The sequence below is a fragment of the Desulfosporosinus acididurans genome (assembly GCF_001029285.1).
In the GTDB taxonomy this organism is placed as follows: domain Bacteria; phylum Bacillota; class Desulfitobacteriia; order Desulfitobacteriales; family Desulfitobacteriaceae; genus Desulfosporosinus; species Desulfosporosinus acididurans.
Genome location: NZ_LDZY01000004.1, coordinates 203862 through 224532, shown reverse-complemented (window position 1 = coordinate 224532; position 20671 = coordinate 203862). Strand labels below are relative to the sequence as shown.

22 protein-coding genes are annotated in these 20671 nt (G+C 44.5%); 4 read left to right on the top strand and 18 right to left on the bottom strand.

Annotated features, from left to right (window positions below):
- Nucleotides 1–8: 8 nt before the first annotated feature.
- The 9 genes from DEAC_RS06705 to DEAC_RS06665 form a co-directional block, all read right to left on the bottom strand.
- Entirely contained in the window at nt 9–647 is a 639-nt protein-coding gene (locus tag DEAC_RS06705; RefSeq protein ID WP_047809250.1) for a hypothetical protein, read from the bottom strand.
- Nucleotides 648–704: 57 nt separating this feature from the next.
- Nucleotides 705–1859 (bottom strand): putative lipid II flippase FtsW, encoded by a 1155-nt coding sequence (gene ftsW, locus DEAC_RS06700; protein WP_047809436.1) that lies wholly within the window; start codon nt 1857–1859, stop codon nt 705–707.
- Between the two features lie 125 nt (nt 1860–1984).
- Nucleotides 1985–3976 carry a bifunctional 4-hydroxy-3-methylbut-2-enyl diphosphate reductase/30S ribosomal protein S1 gene (locus DEAC_RS06695; protein ID WP_047809249.1) on the bottom strand — a complete coding sequence of 664 codons (1992 nt, stop codon included), beginning with the start codon at nt 3974–3976 and terminating at the stop codon, nt 1985–1987.
- A gap of 233 nt (nt 3977–4209) precedes the next feature.
- On the bottom strand, nt 4210–4812 hold the full coding sequence (locus DEAC_RS06690) for a lysophospholipid acyltransferase family protein (RefSeq protein WP_047809248.1): 603 nt from the start codon (nt 4810–4812) through the stop codon (nt 4210–4212).
- 2 nt (nt 4813–4814) lie between these two features.
- Nucleotides 4815–5492, bottom strand: a complete 678-nt coding sequence (cmk, locus tag DEAC_RS06685; protein ID WP_083995948.1) for a (d)CMP kinase — start codon at nt 5490–5492, stop codon at nt 4815–4817.
- A 263-nt stretch (nt 5493–5755) separates the two neighbouring features.
- On the bottom strand, nt 5756–6436 hold the full coding sequence (gene cybH, locus DEAC_RS06680; RefSeq protein ID WP_047809246.1) for a Ni/Fe-hydrogenase, b-type cytochrome subunit: 681 nt from the start codon (nt 6434–6436) through the stop codon (nt 5756–5758).
- Nucleotides 6437–6450: 14 nt separating this feature from the next.
- Nucleotides 6451–8163, bottom strand: coding sequence for a nickel-dependent hydrogenase large subunit (locus DEAC_RS06675; RefSeq protein ID WP_047809245.1), 1713 nt, complete (start codon nt 8161–8163; stop codon nt 6451–6453).
- Nucleotides 8160–9248, bottom strand: coding sequence for a hydrogenase small subunit (locus DEAC_RS06670; protein ID WP_242847089.1), 1089 nt, complete (start codon nt 9246–9248; stop codon nt 8160–8162). The genes DEAC_RS06675 and DEAC_RS06670 overlap by 4 nt, the downstream gene beginning before the upstream one ends.
- A 193-nt stretch (nt 9249–9441) precedes the next feature.
- Complete coding sequence (locus DEAC_RS06665) at nt 9442–10173, bottom strand: CPBP family intramembrane glutamic endopeptidase (protein ID WP_047809244.1); 732 nt, start codon at nt 10171–10173, stop codon at nt 9442–9444.
- A gap of 78 nt (nt 10174–10251) precedes the next feature.
- Here DEAC_RS06665 and DEAC_RS06660 point away from each other — a divergent pair, with 78 nt between their 5' ends.
- The gene (locus tag DEAC_RS06660) at nt 10252–10518 is read left to right on the top strand and encodes a hypothetical protein (RefSeq protein WP_047809243.1); all 267 of its coding nucleotides are present in this window, start codon (nt 10252–10254) and stop codon (nt 10516–10518) included.
- A gap of 5 nt (nt 10519–10523) precedes the next feature.
- On the opposite strand, the gene DEAC_RS06655 is transcribed toward DEAC_RS06660, so the two are convergent.
- On the bottom strand, nt 10524–11177 hold the full coding sequence (locus DEAC_RS06655) for an HAD hydrolase-like protein (protein WP_053006307.1): 654 nt from the start codon (nt 11175–11177) through the stop codon (nt 10524–10526).
- An 87-nt stretch (nt 11178–11264) separates the two neighbouring features.
- Between DEAC_RS06655 and DEAC_RS06650 the strand changes: the two genes are divergently transcribed.
- A complete protein-coding gene (locus tag DEAC_RS06650; protein WP_047809241.1) occupies nt 11265–11468 on the top strand; it encodes a hypothetical protein in 204 nt (67 codons plus the stop codon).
- A 205-nt stretch (nt 11469–11673) separates the two neighbouring features.
- Here DEAC_RS06650 and aroA read toward each other — a convergent pair whose 3' ends face one another.
- The 7 genes from aroA to DEAC_RS06615 form a co-directional block, all read right to left on the bottom strand.
- On the bottom strand, nt 11674–12960 hold the full coding sequence (gene aroA, locus DEAC_RS06645) for a 3-phosphoshikimate 1-carboxyvinyltransferase (RefSeq protein ID WP_047809240.1): 1287 nt from the start codon (nt 12958–12960) through the stop codon (nt 11674–11676).
- 119 nt (nt 12961–13079) lie between these two features.
- On the bottom strand, nt 13080–13973 hold the full coding sequence (locus DEAC_RS06640) for a prephenate dehydrogenase (RefSeq protein ID WP_345788153.1): 894 nt from the start codon (nt 13971–13973) through the stop codon (nt 13080–13082).
- A complete protein-coding gene (aroF, locus tag DEAC_RS06635) occupies nt 13967–14998 on the bottom strand; it encodes a 3-deoxy-7-phosphoheptulonate synthase (RefSeq protein WP_047809239.1) in 1032 nt (343 codons plus the stop codon). The genes DEAC_RS06640 and aroF overlap by 7 nt, the downstream gene beginning before the upstream one ends.
- 431 nt (nt 14999–15429) lie before the next feature.
- Nucleotides 15430–15798, bottom strand: coding sequence for a chorismate mutase (gene aroH / locus DEAC_RS06630; RefSeq protein WP_047809238.1), 369 nt, complete (start codon nt 15796–15798; stop codon nt 15430–15432).
- Nucleotides 15799–15811: 13 nt separating this feature from the next.
- Nucleotides 15812–16231 carry a HutP family protein gene (locus DEAC_RS06625; RefSeq protein WP_172408349.1) on the bottom strand — a complete coding sequence of 140 codons (420 nt, stop codon included), beginning with the start codon at nt 16229–16231 and terminating at the stop codon, nt 15812–15814.
- A 119-nt stretch (nt 16232–16350) separates the two neighbouring features.
- Nucleotides 16351–16821: a hypothetical protein gene (locus DEAC_RS06620; protein ID WP_047809237.1), complete on the bottom strand. Its 471-nt coding sequence runs from the start codon at nt 16819–16821 to the stop codon at nt 16351–16353.
- A gap of 41 nt (nt 16822–16862) precedes the next feature.
- Entirely contained in the window at nt 16863–18122 is a 1260-nt protein-coding gene (locus DEAC_RS06615; RefSeq protein WP_047809236.1) for a BaiN/RdsA family NAD(P)/FAD-dependent oxidoreductase, read from the bottom strand.
- 272 nt (nt 18123–18394) lie between these two features.
- Between DEAC_RS06615 and DEAC_RS06610 the strand changes: the two genes are divergently transcribed.
- Together DEAC_RS06610 and DEAC_RS06605 are read left to right on the top strand one after the other, a co-directional pair.
- Entirely contained in the window at nt 18395–18670 is a 276-nt protein-coding gene (locus tag DEAC_RS06610) for a carboxymuconolactone decarboxylase family protein (RefSeq protein ID WP_047809235.1), read from the top strand.
- 15 nt (nt 18671–18685) lie between these two features.
- Entirely contained in the window at nt 18686–19576 is an 891-nt protein-coding gene (locus tag DEAC_RS06605) for a phosphatase PAP2 family protein (protein WP_047809234.1), read from the top strand.
- On the opposite strand, the gene DEAC_RS06600 is transcribed toward DEAC_RS06605, so the two are convergent.
- The gene (locus tag DEAC_RS06600; RefSeq protein ID WP_047809233.1) at nt 19535–20608 is read right to left on the bottom strand and encodes a 4Fe-4S binding protein; all 1074 of its coding nucleotides are present in this window, start codon (nt 20606–20608) and stop codon (nt 19535–19537) included. The two genes, DEAC_RS06605 and DEAC_RS06600, sit on opposite strands and share 42 nt — an antisense overlap.
- Nucleotides 20609–20671: the final 63 nt, after the last annotated feature.

The following is a 20671-nucleotide window of genomic DNA, read 5'->3' as shown; positions in this document are numbered from 1 at the left end:
TGCACATGCTACCTGAGATCTTGCTCCTTTGAAAGGTCAAAAGTTCCTTCATCACGGGCAGATATTAGACTATCAGAAGCTGGAATTGCCCTTACTTCACGTGAATCAGCCTTCCATTTTAAACCTAAGAGCAAACCCGCCCAAACAGTCAAGAAAAGCGTACCAAAGTTCCAAATAAAAGGGTCCGGCAAATCTACGTGCCTTAGAATCCCCTCATAGACAAATCGTTCTAAGCCTTGATCCCATAGAACGCTCCCAACTAAGGCTAAAACTGTTCCCCAGTACGTTTTCGCGGTTAACCAGGCAACTGACACGAGAGCTAGGGCGAAAAGCCAAGAACTGAATGGAAGAACTCCAGGATCATTGACTAGGAATAAGGTTTCTATACTTATGACAAAACTTGTTGAAACCAAAGGCCAAACTCTGCGCCGAGCACGTTTCCAAGCATATCCGCCCACGAAGAGGATAACAGCCAGCCGAGCATAATGGTAATGCCAAACACTTGATGAACCGAGGATTAGCTCAAAAACCTTTCCTCCAAGCCAGATCGCCAATAATTTCAAAAAAAACCAACGTGATCGTTGCTTTTCCACAAAGGTTACAAGGGTTATACCTAAGAGAATCCATTCTCCATAAGGAAAATTCACTGAGAACTCCTCCTCTAATGGGAAAACCTATACTTATTATTCCCACTTAGAAAGAGATTACACCGGGACGTTGGATATACCTGGGTTGTTGCTTTTATTGTTGTTTTGGGATTTTTGGCAATAACGAGTGACGTTTAAAATCATGCCTAGTTCTGTCAAAGTGATAACCAAGGAGCTCCCGCCGTAAGAAATTAAGGGCAAGGTTATTCCGGTAACGGGTAAAACACCTGTTACAACGGAGAGGTTAATTGCTGTCTGAATGGCCAAAGAAGAGATAAGTCCAAAACCTAAAAGACGGCCAAAACGATCCGGACATTTCCGTATAACATAGAAGGCGCGGGCGAAAAGAGCCGCAAAGAGAGCAATTAAGAAAAATGTTCCAATAAGCCCCAATTCTTCTCCAACCATAGCAAAAATCATGTCCGTATGGTTTTCAGGAAGAAAACCATATTTCTGCAGACTCCTTCCCAAGCCTACTCCAAACACGCCTCCTGAACCGAAGGATATCTCGGCGTTCGTAATTTGATAACCAATGTCGCTGGCATATTTCCACGGATTAAGCCAAACTAAAATTCGCTGCCATTGGTAACCATGAATAAAATACATCAAGGGAATTCCGAGAGCGGGAACTGCAGATACAAACCACAGAGTCGGGATCTCTGTCTGCAGCAGCATAACGGCGCTTGTCAAACCCAAGACCATAACCGTTCCAAGGTCCGGCTGTTTGTATACGAGAGCCAAAACCACACCGGTAAGGGGCAAAAGTATTCCTAAAGGCACACGCCAGTCTTTCCCCTTTTTAATTGGATAACGATCCAGAATATGAGCGTAAAAAACTACAAGCGTCAATTTTGTGATTTCTGAAGGCTGAATTCGCAAACCGGCAAATGAGATCCAACGGGCTGAACCTTTAGCTGCGATCCCTGCTCCTGTAAAGAGAACAGCAACAAGCAGCAATACGCTCACGATAATTCCCAGGCCTGCAAAGCGGCGCCAGAACGTGTAAGGCAATTTGATGGCAATAGCCGCAAAGACGGCGCCAATACAAACCCATTTAAGCTGCTGCAAAACGTAATAATAGGAATTTTGATTGGTATTAAAGCCAAGAACCGCTCCGGCACTCAAAACCATAATCAAGCCAAAAGCGAGAAGCACCAGGGTTAAAAATAAAATGGGAAAATCAATAGGTGAAATCGGTTGCCGTTTAACCAGTTTAATCACCTTCCTGTCCTCTTTCTACCCGTATTAGCTGCATGGGGGTTTAGAAGGAAATGACTCCCTGCATTAATGAGCAAGAAGTCATTTCGAAACCAAAATTTTTATACCAACGAACACTATTAGTCGTTATTATTTTCTGAGGAAAGCTTTTCACCTACTGCGTCTCCAATGGTCATGGCTTTAACCTCCGGTTGTTCAGCCATAGCCTGTTGATCTTGGGCTTTGTCAGCGTCTGCAGCTGCTTCACGAATACTAAGGCTGATTCGTTTTGCTTCAGGGTTAGATTCAATAACCTTAGCATTGACCATATCTCCCGCTTTAAGTACCTCTTCAACTTTATTGATATGCTTGTTGGAAATTTGGGAGATATGAATCAATCCGTCCACACCATCCTCAAGCTGTACAAAGGCACCAAAGGTCACAATACGAACAACTTTTCCCGTTACCGTCGATCCCACGGGATATTTTTGTGCAGCTTGGGCCCAAGGGCTTTCTTTAAGTTGTTTCAATCCTAACGATATCTTGCCGGTTGCCTGATCAAGCTTTAACACTTGAACTTCGACCTTATCCCCAACATTCAATATCTCTGATGGATGCTTTATCCTCGAATATGCCATATCTGAGATGTGAAGGAGTCCATCAAGCCCGCCGATATCAATAAAGACGCCAAAATCGGCCATTCTGCGAACTTCTCCCGTAACAATGTCACCTTCTTGGAGAGTCTCCAACAGATGTTTTCGTTTTTCTGCTTTTTCTTCTTCCAAAATACTCTTCTGGGAAAGAATAACTTTTCGTTTAGCAGGTTCAAACTCCAACATTCGCAAACGCAAGGTTTGCCCTAAGAATTGATTTAAGTCTTCAACATAGCCTAATTGTATCTGGGATGCCGGAACAAATCCGCGCATTCCCACATCAACAACCAAACCACCTTTAACCACTTCAATAACTTTAGCCTGGATTTCTTCCTTACTTTCTGCTAATTTCTTGAGGTGTTCCTGAGCATTTGCTTCATCAGCTTTACGTTTTGACAGGACGGTATGCCCTTCTGAGTTCTCCACACGGATAACAACCGCCGTTATTTCATCGCCAATGGAAACCACATCTTCGGGGTTTGTTTGGCGGGTTACCTTTAGCTCTGACAAAGGGATTACTCCCTCAGACTTCCAGCCAATATCCACGAAGACCTCATCATTCGTAATTTTTACAACCTTCCCCGTGACATGAGCTCCAAGATGAAGTTCCTGAAAACCCTCGTCCCAACTGGCCATGTCCATTCCGTCATCATTCATTTCCGACATTTTCTTAAAAACCTCCTCAATTATCCAATCTGGAGTCGAAGCTCCGGCGGTTAAGCCCGCACTCTTGGCTTCGGCAAACCAGTCAGGTTCTAATTCATCCGCTGTTTCGATAAGATAGGTTTTTGTGCTTTCGGCACAGATGCTTGCCAATTTTCGTGTATTGGCACTGTTACGCCCACCGACAACAACCATAATGTCTACAAGCCCCGCCAACTCACGGGCGGCCTTCTGACGTTCTGCAGTAGCATTGCAAATTGTATCATGAACGGTTAAATGCTCCGAATGGTGTTTTAATTCCTCGACAATCTTGCTAAAACTTTCCGCCAGCTGTGTCGTTTGAGCTAAAACTGCTAACTGAGAGTAAACAGGAAGCTCACGAGCCTCCTCCACTGTCTGGATTGGGATGGCTTGTTCACCTGCCCAGCCCAGAATTCCCTGCACCTCCGGATGGAGTTTGTCTCCAATGACAATGACCTGCTGTCCCTTTTGAGCCGATTCAGCCGCTAAGCGCTGAGCTTTTTGCACAAAAGGACAGGTAGCATCGACGATCTTGACACCTTTTTTCTCCGCCTCCAGATAGACACAAGGAGCTACGCCATGGGACCGAATAATTAAAGCCTGGGCGGCTTTTGTTTCTTCCAGCCCATTAATAACTCGGATTCCTCGCTCTTCTAATCGTTTCACAACCTGTTGGTTGTGAATCAATGGTCCAAGTGATACTGCCGATGATATTTCAACGGTTCGTTCTGCCATATCTAAAGCACGTTTTACGCCAAAACAAAACCCGGCTTTATCTGCCCGTTTGACTTTCAAAACAAGACCCTCCCACAAAATTATAAGAACTTGTCCCTTACTCTTTCTCTACTCTTGCTCAAAAATCCTGCTATATGAACGAGTTTTATGTATAATGACACTTTTCGATTCTGTCTAAGGTTCTTTCGAAATTAGCCTGCCCTATCTGCTAAAAAAGATGCGACAAAATAAGCGGCGTTCCTATTCATAGCCGCTTATTCTGTTCGCATCCCCTATCAGAAGCAAATGTTTGTTTACTGGGCTTTGGGCAGCTGCAGGTCCAAGACAGCCTGCATAATGCGGTCGGCAATCCATTCTCGCCGATTGTCAATCCCTGCCGGGGCCTTAAGCATTTCAGAGGTTAAAGGCTTGCCAATAACAACAGAAATCTTTCCCCAGCCTTTTGTGAACATATGTTTCGTTCCATTGACCTTTATAGGAACGATGGAGGCCTTACTTTTTTCCATTAAAAGGACCATCCCGGGCATCCCTTTTTGTATTGTCCCGGTTTTTGAACGTTTTCCTTCGGGGAACAAGCCCAACACTTGCCCTTCCTTCAGAATTGCCAAGGATTGTCTGATGGCATTCATATCACCCTGTCCTCTTTTCACCGGGAAAGCTCCCAAAGTACGAAACAGCTTTCCTAATATAGGTAAAGAAAACAACTCCTCCTTAGCCATAAAACGAACAGGACGCGGCAGACTGGAGGCCGCCACAACAGGATCCCACATACTGACATGATTAATCGCCAAAATCACCGGGCCTTCAAGAGGCAGATTCTCAACCCCCTGAATTTTCCACCCCATTAGTTTGAATTGCAGGCGAAACATTCCTTTAGCAACGTTGTATAACGTCATTACTATCCCTCCTGTGCTAAACGAAGGATTTTTGTGACAATATCCTCCACCTTTAAGCCAGTGGTATCCAGAATTTTCGCGTCTCGGGCAGGCTTTAAGGGAGACACTTCCCGCTCCATGTCCTGACGATCACGTCGCTGCATATCTTGGAACACTTCTTCAAAGGAGACATTTCGGCCGGAATTCTGGAGCTCAATCCACCGGCGCCTAGCTCGTTCGTCAGCTGAAGCCGTTAAAAAAATTTTGAGATCCGCCTCGGGCAGTACATGAGTGCCGATATCCCGGCCATCCATAACTACTCCGCCTCGAGCCGCCTCCATACGTTGAAGCTCTACTAACCGTTCTCTCACCTTTGCATATGCAGCTACAGTAGCAACAGCTCGGGAAACTTCCGGATTTCTAATGGCTTGGGTTACATTTTGACCATCACACCATACGAGACGTTCATCGGAATGGTCTAACATCACCTCAGTTCTTTGAGCAATTTGACTGACTTTTTCTTCATCGTTAATAGAAATTCCGCTTGACAAGGCTTTATAAGCTATGGCCCGGTACATGGCACCAGTATCGACATAAAATAAATCCAACCCTTTGGCCACGAGTTTGGCAACCGTACTTTTCCCTGCTCCGGCAGGGCCATCAATAGCAATTTGCAGGTCACTTTGTTTTCTATGTACCACAATTATACTCCTGTCTGTTCAAAGAATATTCATAGTCTTATAAAATCAGGACGATCTTGATGTATCCTATTAAAGACCTATTTTTTAAAATACTATTAAACAGATTATAACATACGACTTTGAGGCCAAACAATCCTTCGTTTTTAATGAAGAAATGGAGTCTTTCGATTGGATAAAACGAGAAAACAGAACTGAGACCACTTTCTTTCGCGGCCTCAGTTCTGTATGCATTTTTGGGGTCTGCCCTAGATTCTCCTAAACTATCAGGGCCTGGCTTTCTTATTATTTTGGGAAGATAGTTCAAATTTATAGCCATTAATCATTGAAGAAATCGTTCCGTCGTCATCTAAAATGTCTTGACGGAAAACCATATACAAGTGTCCGATTAAGAAAACAGCGAATCCCCAGGCCAAAAAATGGTGTAAATTGCGCACCTGATACTCATTTCGCAAAAGAGGAACCACCCAGCCAAAAAGGGTCTGAATTGTTCCGTTCGGATCACTTCCCCCACGCATCGCCAAACCCGTCAACATTATGAGCAAACCGCCGAGCCATACAAAAAAGAAATACATTAACTGAGCAAGGGCATTATGGCCCACGTGCTCCGCGTGTTCTCGAGTCATGAATGTATAATATTTAAACGTTGTAACAGCATCCCGCCAAAACTCTTTCTTCCAAAGTCTCATTTTAGAATACTCATTGCCTGCCCAAAACCAATACAAGCGAAAAAGCATGTTGGCCATGAAAATAAAGGCAAATATGCCATGCCAATAACGGACTCTTCCCATAAAGAAATGTCCAACAGCTTCGCCCGGAGTATCTAATATAGGATGTCCAATGTACATTCCCGTTAAAAAAAGAATCGTGATGGCCAGAGCATTAACCCAATGAAAAAAGCGCACAGGAAATTCCCAAACATAAACCTGGCTGCGAAGAATACTCATCTTAAGAATCCTCCTTAAATCACTCGAACTTTGAGAACTTCATTCCCTTGAGGATTTAACAAATGAGTGGCACAAGCTAAACATGGGTCAAAGGAGTGAATCGTTCGCAACAATTCTAAAGGCTGATCTTGTCGGGCAAGGGGGGTATCCAATAATGATGCTTCATAAGGCCCCTTTTGACCGGATGCATCTCGAGGAGAGGCATTCCAGGTTGTCGGTACAACCGCTTGATAACTACTAACCTTACCTTGGTTGATCTTGACCCAATGCCCTAAGGCCCCGCGAGGAGCCTCAGCAAAGCCGACGCCTTGAGCTTGAGAAGGCCACTTTTCCGGCTCCCATTTTTCACCGTTGAAGGTCTGACTATCACCGGCTTTAATATTGGCTACTAGATCATTGTAAAAACCGGCAAGATGATTTACCAGAAATTTAGACTCTAAAGCCCTGGCCAAAGTCCTTCCCAAGGTCGAATAAAGAGCCGTAACCGGCAAATTCAAGCGATGAAGGGCATCATCAACCAAACCCTTGATTTCTTGATTACCTTTGGCATAGGCTACAACAAAGCGGGCCAAGGGGCCCACTTCTACCGGACGCCCCTTCCAGCGAGGTGTTTTTATCCAGCTATACCCTTTACTCTCGTCTAAATTGCTATATGGCGGAAGCGGCCCATTATAAGCGACTTCAGTTTTTCCTTGCCAGGGATGCAGTCCAGCTTTAGGATCATCATAACGATACCAGGAATGGGGAACAAATTCTTGAATTTGCAGAGGATCTTTGAGATTAACCTCCTCTACTTTACTTAAATTACGATCGAGAACAACTCCCCCGGGAAATAGAAAACTATCCGGTTCGCGAATATCAACCGTTGGAATACCACCATAAGCCAGATAATTTCCCACGCCTCCGCCATAAAGATCCTGTTTATAAAAGTTTGCGATGGCAAAAATGTCCGGTATAAGTACCTGGTCAACAAAAACCTGAGCTTCATCAATTTTAGTTTTTACTAAATCCAAACGTTCCATATTAATAACGTCATTATCATTCATATTAAGAGTACTGGCCATCCCTCCAACCAAGTAGTTGGGATGGGGGTTTTTTCCGCCGAAAATGGTATGAATCTTCGCTATTTCTTTTTGCCAGGACAAAGCGTCGAGATAATGGGCAACGCCAACTAAATTAGCCTCCGGAGGAAGCCGATAAGCCGGGTGCCCCCAGTAGGCATTGGCAAATATGCCGAGCTGCCCGCTTTCCACAAACGTTTTAACCTTATTCTGTACATCTCGGAAATAGCCATCTGAGGACCTTGGCCAATCAGAAATAGAACGAGCTAAAGCACTTGCTTGAGCAGGATCAGCCTTGAGAGCACTTAGGACGTCGATCCAGTCGAAACCATGCAAATGGTAAAAATGGATCACGTGATCTTGGACAAACTGGGTTGTTGTCATAATATTCCTGATTAAGTTGGCATTTTTGGGAATACGTATATCTAATGCATCTTCAACCGCCCGAATTGAAGCTAAAGCATGAATATGAGTACATACTCCGCAAATTCTTTGCACAAAGGCCCATACATCACGCGGGTCTCTGTTTTCAACAATTTTTTCGATTCCTCGAAAGACTGTACCGGCACTGATTGCATCGGTAATCCGATTACCATCAACTACTGCCTCAATTCGTAAATGTCCTTCAATTCGGGTAATTGGGTCAACGACGATTCTTGTGGTCATGGTTTGCTTCCTTCCTTAGCCTTTTTTTCGCCATGTTTCACAACTGCTGTCATTCCAGCATGAGCTACCACTGCAAGACCGGCGACACCGACCACATCCATCCCAACCTGATCGACATCCTTGCCAAGGGCATTGTTCGGTATTTTCGCCAAATGCGTATAGAAGGGAGTATTGTCAAAAAAGTTGTTTTCCGAACATCCTATACAAGGATGCCCCGATTTTATGGGATAGCTTACACCATCATTCCATTCAGTGATGGCACAAGCATTATAGGTCGTGGGACCTTTGCAGCCCATTTTATAGAGACACCACCCTTGTTTTGCTCCGGCATCATCAAAGGACTCAACAAACTGACCCGCGTCAAAAAATGCTCTCCGCACACAATTGTCGTGGACGCGATGTTCGTAGAATGCCTTAGGCCGTCCTTGATTAGTCAGCTCCGGGATTTCTCCGTAAGTAAGATAGTGTACAATGGTTCCCGTGATTACTTCAGCAATGGGAGGGCAGCCGGGAACGTCAATAACTGGCTTGTTTTTTATAACTCGCCGTATCGGCACAGCTTCTGTAGGGTTAGGATAGGCCCCTTGAACACAAGCGTTTGTAGCACAAGAGCCATAGGCGATAACGGCAGCCGCTCCCTCAGCGGTTTGCTTAAGTATATCCGTTGTAGATACACCGCCAATAGTGCAAAAGACTCCTCCGTTCCCTAAAGTTACGCTGCCTTCAACAACCAAAATATAACCGCCAGGATGATCCTTCATCGTTTTCAAACGTACTTCTTCAGCTTGCTTACCCGCGGCTGCCTGAAGAACTTCCATATAGTCAAGTGAAATCATATTAAAGATCAGATCAGAGACTAATGGATGCGATGAGCGCAAAAACGATTCTCCACAACAGGTACATTCCTGCAAGTTTAGATAAATAACCGGCAAGCGAGGTTTCGACTGTAACGCCGAAACGATTTTTGGAAACTCTGTGGCCTCTAAACCCAGCATCGCTCCCATAAGAGTGCAGAATTTAAAGAAGTCTCTCCTAGATACTCCTTTGCGGCGAGCCCATTGGTAATAGGTTTCAGATTTCGACAAATAGTCTCCCTCCCTCAGTCTAAGCATAGTGGTCTTGGATTTATGTTCATTAGTGTTTGCCATGAAAAGAAAATTATTCCAAAGAACTAGGAACTAGGAACTAGGCAGTGAAATAATAAAGGCGTTCTCGCACCACTAGTATGACAGTGGAGTGAGAACGCCTTTATTTAACGGATAAACTCTTACAACCTGGTTAAACAAATTTAGCAGCAATTAAGGTTGCAATAATATTGTTTAAGGAGTGTAGTGCAACATTAGGATAAAGAGATTTGTATTTATCGTAAAGATAAACTAAAGCGATCCCAAGAATAAAGCGCGGGATGAAACCGTAAGCCTGAAAATGGAGTCCCGAAAAGATTGCTGCGCTAATAACAGCAGCTGTCCATTTACCGCAATAAGTTCTTAGACTTCCAAAAATAAGTCCCCGGAACATGGTTTCTTCCACCAAAGGAGCTAAAACGCCTGCCAGAATTAGATTTAAAAACAAGGTAACTCCCGAAGATTGTCCCAGAAGTTTAGTATAGACATCTGTCGTGGGCGGAGACATTCCTTGTTTATATAAGAAAATAGCATAGGCAATATTAAAAAGCCAGCTAATCCCATAAATCCCCAAAATATTCGGCAGGGCCTTCCGCAGAAAAACCGGCCGCCGCCAGCCAAAGTCGGACCATTCCCAATGTCGTAGTTTTTTAAGCAGCCAAATCAAAAGAAAAAAGGAAAACTGAGTTAGAAAAGCATTTAAATACATCAATACCCGTTCATTAGGCCACCACTTCATCAACCAAACTGTTCCCAGAGCCAGGATAATATAAATCACGGCAATTCCAATCATAACTGTCAGTAAGTCGACCCAGTTTAAGGTGCGTTTTCGCTCAGGAGGTTCAGAGCACTCAGAGTGTTCGTGATTTTCAAGTCCTTCGTCCATATACACTCTCCCTTTTATGGTTTTGACACATAGTTTATTGGCAAATATCTCAGACTAACTCTCAAGGGAGGAATAGATATGCATTCCAATGAAACAACACTACAAGTTTACCATCGTTATTTTAAAATTCCCGTAGAACACTATTTAAATACCGTTACTGATTTTTTAGATCCCTGGGACGAACGCGCATACCAGCACTTTGTTCAGCAATACCTTAAAACAACCGATGATCATGGCATCGTAGGCATGGTTCGTCAAGATAAGGATGAAAACTATATTTATCTTGATGCAGCAGTACGGTACCCTATAATCCAGCAGGCAACCATCGAAAAGGTGTCGGATTAAATGCTCTAACTTAAAAGAAGCTGTTTCAAGTCTTGGACACTGGAAACAAAATAATCCGGAGCTGCAGCTTCCAACTCATCAAGAGTCCCGTAGCCATAGCCGACAGATATAACCTTAATATTGTTTGCTCTGGCACCCTTAACATCATAGAGACGGTCACCGATCATTACCGTTTTCGACCGTGCTTGGGGAGAAACACTTTTTAAAACTTCACGGATTAAATCTTCCTTTTCCACAAAGTTCCCACTCAATTCGCTGCCCATGATTTCAGAAAAACTATTGTTCAAAGAGAAATGCTGCAGAATTTTTTCGGCAAAGACCTTCGGTTTTGAAGTAGCCAAAAGGTGTTGACAACCTTTTTCCTTTAACAAGTCCAATAATTCAGGAATACCGGAGTAAACCATATTTTCATACATTCCAATCTCTTGGAAACGCTCTCGGTAGAAGGTGACAGCCTTTGTTATTAAGTCCTCATTCTTTGACTGAAGGAGAACTTGAAAACTCGCTTTTAAAGGCGGCCCAATAACCCACTCTAACTCGTCTTCATGGGGATAGGCAAAACCGAGTTTTTGAAGCGCATACTGTACAGAGCGAGTTATTCCTGGTTTAGGGTCAGTTAACGTCCCATCAAGATCCCAGAGCAAATAATCAAAACGCACAATTGGACCTCCTCGTTTTTTCCTTATATTACCCGGATGAAATTCCTCAAAATGGCTAATCTAAAATGTAAGAAAGGAGGATAAACTATGTTCTGGCAAAGACAACACTACCATTCGCATGGATTACTCTTTATCCTTAGCCTCATTGCAGCCTTTATGTTAGGCCGCAAATCCGAACAATATGGATACACCATTGTTTCACGAGGAAGTAATTACTCAGATTCGGATGACAACGATAATGAGATGGGGATGATGAATGATTCCCAAGCAGAGACTAACTATCAAAGTTAATTAGCAAGGGAACTAAACCTTAAGCCCGCCACATAACCTTACTATACTAAAACTATCAAGCAAGCGAATATAACCCATGACTTTTACTATACCTAACTTAACACTAATTTACCAGCCAAAATCAAAAACTCCGAGTCATTCTCGGAGTTTTCATCTTTTTTTAGCAGCAGCAATGTGCCAATGTGTCAATTCTTTCGGCACAGTATCATAGAACAACCTTCTTGATAATTTCTAAAAAATCAGGAAATGAGACATCTGCCGCAGTCATGTTTTCCACACTGACTCCTTCCTGAGAAAGCATACCGGCTACAGCCCAAGCCATGGCTAAGCGATGATCGCCAAAACTGCTCGCTTCTCCGCCTCGCAGCGTTCTTTGACCGTGGATTCTCATTCCGTCAGGCAATTCCTCTATCTTGGCACCTAAAGCATTCAAGCCTTCTGCAACTCGTGCGATACGATCGGTTTCCTTGACCCTTAATTCCGATGCATCCCGAATGACTGTCTCTCCCTCCGCCAGACTTGCGGCTAAGGCTAAAATTGGAATTTCATCAATCAGACGTGGAATCAGATCTCCCCCAAGCTCAATTCCTTTCAAATGTGACGGCCTAACTCGTAAAGTCGCTCTTGGTTCACCACATATTTCCGAACTCTTCAGAAATTCAATGTCTGCTCCCATGGCTTTTAGAACATCGATAATTCCAGTGCGTGTCGGGTTTATTCCAACTTCCGGAAGAAGAAGCTCGCCTTTTTCAACCAAACTTCCTAAAACAAGAAAAAAAGCTGCAGAGGATATATCTCCCGGGACAGAAACCTCCTGACCCGTTAATCTTCCGCCGCCCTGAAGTTTCACTAAGTTACCGCTGCTGTGAACTTCCACACCAAAACCTCTGAGCATCCGTTCTGTATGATCTCGTGAACGAGAGGGCTCCTGTACACTCGTCTCACCCTTTGCTCTTAAGCCAGCTAAAAGCAGAGCGGATTTGACTTGGGCCGAAGCAACCTCGGTCTGAAATGATTGCCCCTGCAGATAACCGCCTTGCATCGTGATTGGTGCCAAATTTCCTTCTCTTCGTCCCAAAATACGGGCGCCCATTTGCTTTAGAGGCTCTGTAACACGCCGCATGGGGCGTGAACGCAGAGAATCGTCTCCTGTCAAGGTAACAGAAAAGGGACTACCTGCCAACACGCCCAACATGAGCCTGAACGTCGTCCCAGAATTACCCGCATCTAAAATATTGGTCGGTTCTCGCCACTCGTCCATACCTTGACCATGAAGCCAAACTTCAGTTCCTTGTCTTTCCCAAGCTACGCCTAGTTCTCTTAAACATTTTAGGGTGCTTAAACAATCTTGACCCAGTAAGAAATCCGTAACATGGGTTTCCCCAAAGGCCATTCCGCCCAAAAGCGCTGCCCGATGAGAGATGGATTTATCTCCGGGGACTCGTATTTCACCCTTAACGCCGGTGATCGGCTTAACAAAAACGCCTCCCATTGGAATTCCCCTTTCCACTGCAGCATATCGCAGAACTATTATTACGTTAACGTTAAGAATTATAATTATATCTATCCAATCGTAAGACTTCCACTTCTACAAGGAGAGTGGTTCCCATATCAAAGAGCCGCTCGAATCGTGTGGGCAATCCGAAAGACGTCAGCTATTTTCTCCCCATCTCCTTGCTCAAGGTATTCCCGGAATTCTTGAAGCCTCTTTTCCCAAAGGGTCAGACCCTCGAGAATCGTCTCGGAATTTCTAACCATGATTTCCTTCCACATCTCAGGGGAGCTGTCTGCAACACGTGTCATATCCCGAAAACTTCGTCCTGCTAAAGATAACAACGATTCCCCGTCAGAGGAAGCATCTTTAGCCGCTAGAGACAAAGTAACTGCTAAGATATGGGGAATATGACTCACCATAGCAACTTCACGGTCATGATCCAAAGGCTCTCTGAATTCTACCCTGGCCCCAAATCCCTGAACAAGTTGAACAATTTTATCCACAACGATTTCCGGGCAATCCGCTGAGGGAGTTAAAACGTAAGGATAACCGCGGAAAAGATCTTGATTGGCCGCTTCAAAACCAGACTGTTCAGAACCCGTCATGGGGTGACCGCCAACATAATAAACCTCAGACCCGCTTAAACCTTCTTGATATTTTTGACAAACCTCAGACTTTATACTCCCGACATCTGTGACAATGGCTCCTTGAGGAAGTTTTAAGGCGAAATGATTAAAGCCTCCAACTAATTCTTTAAGCGGAAGGGCTAAAACAACAAGATCAACATCCAGCTGCTCCGGTAGTTCTGCCCAGCCTTCTTGGATCCAGCCTCGACGAATCGCTTCAATAATACTTGATTTTTCAGGATCAACGGCAACAACCTGCCAGCCGAGCTGGTGTAACGCACCGGCCCAGGAACCGCCGATTAGTCCTAAGCCAAAGATGCAGGCCTTCGGAATCCGAAGGCCTGACCATCCGGGTGTCAACATGACCGCTGCAGGTTTCAGCACAAACTCACATCCCCTAGTGAACGACCAAGGGCTTTGCTTAATCCGATTAGATCATCCATCATCAGTTTAAACGTTTCCGGAGTTAACGACTGCTTCCCATCAGATACTGCCTTCTCCGGCTGAGGGTGAACTTCAACGATCAGGCCATCGGCACCGGCTGCCAAGGCTGCTTTAGCCATCGGATGAACTAATTGCCAGCGGCCTGTTCCATGGCTGGGGTCAACGATAACCGGTAAGTGAGACAGAGAATGCAGTGCCGGGACCATAGTCAAATCAAGAGTATTGCGAGTATACGTCTCAAAGGTGCGAATTCCGCGTTCACAGAACATGACTTGGTAATTGCCGCCATCCATAATATACTCTGCCGCCATCATCCACTCTTCTAAAGTTGCTGAAGGACCTCGTTTCAAAAGAACAGCTTTACCGCATTTGGCAACTTCTTTAAGCAGATTGAAATTTTGCATATTCCGGGCACCAATTTGCAGAATATCGGAGTAATGGGCGACCAGAGAAACGTCTCGGGCATCGATAACCTCCGTCACGACCAGAAGTCCTGTTTCTTCCCGAGCATCTGCTAAATAGCGCAGTCCTTCTTCTTCCAACCCCTGGAAGGAATAAGGAGATGTTCGCGGCTTGAACGCTCCGCCGCGCAAAAAGGTTGCCCCCGCTGCGCGGACAGCATGAGCCGTTTCGATGATCTGCTCTCTGCTTTCCACGGCACAGGGTCCAGCCATCATATGAACGTGATGGCCACCAATTTCATGGTCACCAATGCGAATAATACTGTCTGCGGGATGAAACTCGCGGCTGACTAATTTATAAGGCGCTAAAATGGGCACAACCTTCTCGACCCAAGGCAAAGCTTCTAAGTCAAGAGCCTTAAGTCGAGTGCGATCTCCAACCGCACCCATAATTGTCTTCTCGACTCCTTCAGATAGATGAATTTTAAAGCCCTCTTCCGTCAATCTTGTGGAGACTTCTTCGACCTGCTCAGGTGTAGCACCCTTTTTTAAAACAATAATCATTTGCGACCTACCCCTTTCAACCATACTACTTTTTTACTCGTTTATTCACTTACTACCATCCTGCTTAACCTAAGTTTAACCTAAACTGTTTGATATCTCTCGAAAAAGTTCTTATCCTACCTCCTTTGACACAGGCAGCTGCCAAGCTGCTGCACTTATGCTTAAAAAATATATCGCATAGCATCATGGGAGGCTGATGATAGTTACAAAAAAACACCCCAAATGAAGAGGGTGCTTTTACTCCGTTTATAACTGCGCCCATCCTACTATCCTACGATCCTTTATTTGTCCTTTAAGGATTCCCCATTTAATAAATACCATCCTACCTAAGCTTTGCCTAACAAAGCCAATTCATTCATCACTAGAGTAATAAATTGAAATCATCTTACCACATAAGAGGCTGCCCCTACAACCCCTTGAGAAAAATTAGATTATTCAATCGTTTCCAAAAGATCCTTTCGTAAGCTTGCAGCTTCTCTGAGAAAAATATGCCGAATTTCCTTTTGCGTACAGGATGTATTAACATGAAGCAAGACACGAATGCAGCGAGGCAGAGAACCGGGCACCGGTATTTCGGTGGCACAAAGCAAAGGAACTAACTGCCAGCCGATCTCCCTGGCGCTGGACGCGGGAAAATCCGCATTTAAGTCTGACGTCACGGTAAAAATCGCACTAACCAGATCTTCAGTGTTCAGTTTATTTTCTTTAAGGATCAACTGCAAGAGTTCCTTCGTTGCCTCTCGAATCTCTCCTGAATCGTTGTTCATAACGGTGGTTGCACCGCGTATTCCACGTACCATTTCTGTTCCTCCTTTAATCCTTGGGAGCAACGCGGTGCCCCAGCCCTACAGCTACTTCATCTAAATGAAGAAGCCCAATACCAAAGAAGACAGCAACACTCAAATGGTCGTCTTGACGTGCAATTCCGATTTTACCACCAATATTTAAACCCATAGCTTTATTCATAATTTGGCTTAAGGCCTCACGTGTGGCACCTGCCACAGCACCTTCGTCTCCATGGGTTTCGTGAATAGCCCCTTCGCGTTTAGCCGCTACGATAGCTCGTTCTACAATCTTGCGTACTGAATTAATATACTCGCCGCCATAATCAACAGCAGCAGTTTTAACACCCTGTTTGTGATAGAGCTCCTTAAGGTGAGTTTCCTCGTCTCTGCTCTCTGTCATGGCCATTTTTAAAGCGGCAAGGGCGATTTTCTTACTTTGTGCCATCATTCCGTCCTTCCTTTCTTATCATGCTTTAATAACTCCTACCATCCTGCCCTCCTTCTTCTTCAAGGCAAATTCATCGCCTAATGATTGCATTATAGTCCACCGATTGCGGATTTGCAATATTACGGGCTAACCTGGAAGGTCTGAACAGATCCTGGTAAGACAATCACTTGAGTCTGATGCGGCTCTTTTAATCCGCCGTCGTTCTTAATAATCTGAACCCGTATTATCTGGGATAAGCCCGTGCCATCCAGCTGAATTTGGCCCCTTTGAGCAAGTACCTTCTGTTCTCCCTTCGTCAGAGTCCCTATTTCCTTGCCATTTTGCAAGACACGAATGGACGCTGCAGGAATTGACTTTAAAGTTAATTGCCATAATTTTGTCGACTTACCGGCAGCTAGAGAAGTCAAATCCAAAGGGGGGGACTCTACTTTCGAGGCGACAGATATGTAGAATTGCAGGGGATCACGAGCAACACTTAACTGCATAACAACAAGTATTACGGAGGCCAGGACCATGACCCGGATAATTCGCCGTTCTCCATTTTGAACATTGCTCCAAAGCTGTTCCATCATTGATACTTTTCTACGCACAAACACCACCTCAAAAAAAGTTTATGCGTCAAGTATCTTTATCAGACCAGAGAACAGACTTCTTCACCAGCTGCGCGTCCGGCGCGAAAACCCATGGCGAAAGCAGCCTGTAAATTATAACCGCCGGTTATTCCATCAACATCAACCACTTCCCCTGCCCAGTACAGCCCCTCGATTCGTTTGGAAGCCATGGTTTTAGGATTAATTTCTTTAACATCGATCCCGCCGGCCGTGACAATTGCGGTCTCAAGAGAGAGGGTATCAGTTATAGTGAGAGTTAACCCTTGCAGTAAAGCAAGCAACGTTTTTCGTTCTTCTCGATTGATTTGATGGACAACTCGTTCAGAATTAATTCCGCTTAACTGAATCATCACCGGGATCAAGCTTTGGGGCAGAAGGTCTTCAAGAGCATTTTTAAATTGTTTATTGCTGTACTTTTGAAAGTCCCTTTGCAGACGCAGATCGAGTTGTTCCCTGCTCAAAGCCGGTTTTAAATTAATCCGCAGCTGAACAGTCTCCCCCTTACGTATTTCTTCGCCTGCTTGCCGGCTTAAGGTTAAGATAATGGGGCCAGATACTCCGAAATGTGTAAAGAGCATTTCCCCAAACTCAGTAATTTTTTTCTTTCCTCCGATCCACAAAGAAGCTTCAACATTCCTTAGTGACAAACCTTGCAATTCCTTGACCCAGGTCTCGGCCGTTTTGAGGGGGACTAAAGCCGGTCGCGGAGTAATCACGTGGTGTCCCAGCTTACGGGCAAAGCGAAAGCCATCACCTGTTGATCCCGTTGCCGGATAGGAAGCTCCTCCTGTACAGATAATCACACTCCGGGCTAAAAACCGCTTTTGACCCGTTCCTTGGACACCGATAACACGGTCATTCTCAACCAGAATATCCTCGATAGTAATGCCGGTAAGAATCGTAACTCCCATTTCAGTCAAATACGCAGTCAAAGCCTTGTTGACACTTTCTGCATCATCAGAAACAGGAAAAACACGCCCTCCGCGTTCAACTTTAGTCTCTACTCCATAGCGAGCAAGAAAATGTCGTAAGGCTGCATTATCGAAATCCCGGAGGATTCCATGCAAAAACCGCCCGTTGCCTGGATAGTTACGAATAAAATCCGAGACATTCTCTTCATTAGTGACATTACAGCGTCCTTTACCTGAAATGGCAATTTTTCTGCCCAAGCGTTCTTTTTTCTCAAGCAAAAGAACCTTTGCACCGTTTTTCGCGGCTTGACCAGCCGCCATCATGCCGGCAGCGCCTCCGCCGACAACAATTACCTGATAGTCCTTCATCCTAATTTCCTTTCATTCACTTGTCATTAGATTATCTGTATCTCTTGATCCGTTTATTTAAATTAACATATACTTTAATTAGTACGGTTTTTCTTCCCTATCTTAATAGAAGGTCCGAGTTTTGCCCTTAAAACCTGACTGTGCTAAAATTATCCCTACTCAAACTATTTACATAAAAGGTCTTCTTTATAAACAATTCAGGAAAACCTTTTGCGCTTCACTGAGTAGGCCATAAAAATTGAACAAAACTAAATATTTAGGAGGAATGTTTCATGAGTCTTGACAACCGCACCGCTATTTTAGCCCGAATTTCCGCTTCAGTTGCCTGTAATGCCCTTGCTTCTCTTCGTGTAGCGATTATGGAGGCTTTAGAAATGGGTATCAATAAGGCAGACATTAACGAGGCCATAAACTTAGCCTTAGAAATTCAGCAGCAACCCATTAACCATGTAACTCATCTTACTGAACAGCTTTTACGCGAACCCATGAAAAAGCCCCACGAACACGATGCTCATTGCACTTGCGGATGCGGCGGTCACCATGTGTAAGCAGGGGCGCAAGGTATGGTAAGCTTTTATCAAGCAATTCAATCCATTCATACTCCGCTGATTGATTATTTCTTTATTCTGCTTAGCTTTTTAGGCAGCGAGCCAAGTTATATTTTTCTAATTACCGTCATCTATTGGAATATTGATAAGCGTTTTGGTTTTAGACTGGCTATTTTATTTCTGACGTCTATGGGTTTAAACGGATTTTTTAAGGGTATATTTAATGCCCCTCGTCCCATTGGGCAACCTGGTATTCGCTCTCTCTATCTTTCTTCGGCAACAGGCAGTTCTTTCCCAAGCGGACACAGCCAAGGAGCGGCTACCTTTTACCCCTATGTTTGGAACCGTTGGCGGTCCCGCAAAATCTATCTGGGTATTGGTACCTTCATGATCCTTGGAATTGGCTTTTCCCGCCTTTATCTTGGCGTACACTGGCCTCAAGATGTCTTAGGGGCCTATTTGCTGGGGGCTGTGGTGGTTATCGGGTTTCAAAAGATTGATGAACGATTTTTAAAACTTCAAATGTCCCTAGGTTTAAAACTCTTCATATCCTTCTTAGTCCCCCTGCTGTTTCTCTTGCTGTATCATACCCATCAGGGGCTGCAAATGGTCGGTTTTGTTATCGGTTTCACCTGCGGACATTTTTTAGAAGATTATTATCTTGACTACCGTGAACGTACCCCTCTAGTCCCCTCGATCTTCAAAACTTTTCTTGGCCTTTGCATTTTAGGACTCTGGGTCTGGATCTGGCATCCGCTTACCCGCATGTATCCTTGGATCTATCTTCCCGTCCTTACCGTCGGCGGATTATGGACGTCCTTCGGGGCTCCCTCCCTCTTCCGGCACTTCAAATGGGAAAACCCGTTAAAGGAAGAAAGAACTTCGTCCCTTGGGGTCACTCGTTGAACAGACCAGACATAACTCCGAATTGTCAAAAATACGTTTTCCACATTGTTTACAATACAATGGGCTGCCTTCATGAATCAGTACCTTACCCGTTAAAAACCGATAATTTAACATTTTAGTAGAATAGGACAAAGCTTCAATGCGGCAGACCTCGAGACAACGATTACAATGGACGCATTTCTGAGGCTCAAGGATAAGCCGCTGGGATACTATTTTATCTTCCAGCGGCGACTCCTTGGCCGCCGGATCAGGATCCCATTCCTCTGTTTTTTGCAGAGCACCCTGAGGACAAATCGAGGCACAAACGCCGCAATTCGTACACATCTTAGAAACGGATAAAACTCTGAATGGTATCTTGTCATCTTCGTCTTTTTCCAGAGCCCGCAGCAAACTCTGTCGACTCTTAGGAATTGGATAGGTCTGATCGGCCGTTAAATTCGGTAACCAATGTTCAACCTGTTTCATGCTTTTTTGGCGCCAATTATCCAAGGAAAAATTTCGTTCAAACGATTTAGACGCTCCCATACCCTTAGGACCTTTGTTTACTTCGCTATCATCCGGCCGTACTTGAATATAAACCTGAGGATGATCCGGCCAGAACGAATGCACTTGCTTAAAGGCCTGGACACTGACGGAACAGGCTGTACGATCCTCGCAAGCTGAACAAACTCCTGTAAGCATGGTTACAGGTTTTTTCTTCGCCCAAAGAATTAAGGTCATCCAACCATCTATATCAAACATCCCTAAACAAGGAATCTCAAAACCTCCGGGAAGAGCCTTGGGGCAATTTAAACGGATTTCATTGGTTTCTTCTAGATACTCATAGAACTTATCAATTTGAACATCAACAAAACCATCACTTGGACAAACGGCCATACAAGCCCCACATTCAGAACATTTCTGGGCATCGAGCTGCCGGTATTCAGAAATAGCTTGGTAGGGACAAACTTCAATACATAACCGGCAAGTATTCGTATAAGCCTTTTTAGTATTAAGACAATTTCCGTTGTGATAAACAACTTGGCAAGTCATATTTAGGCCTCACTGTTCTATACTTTTTCGTTCCAAACAACAGTCTGTTCTAAAACGCTCTGA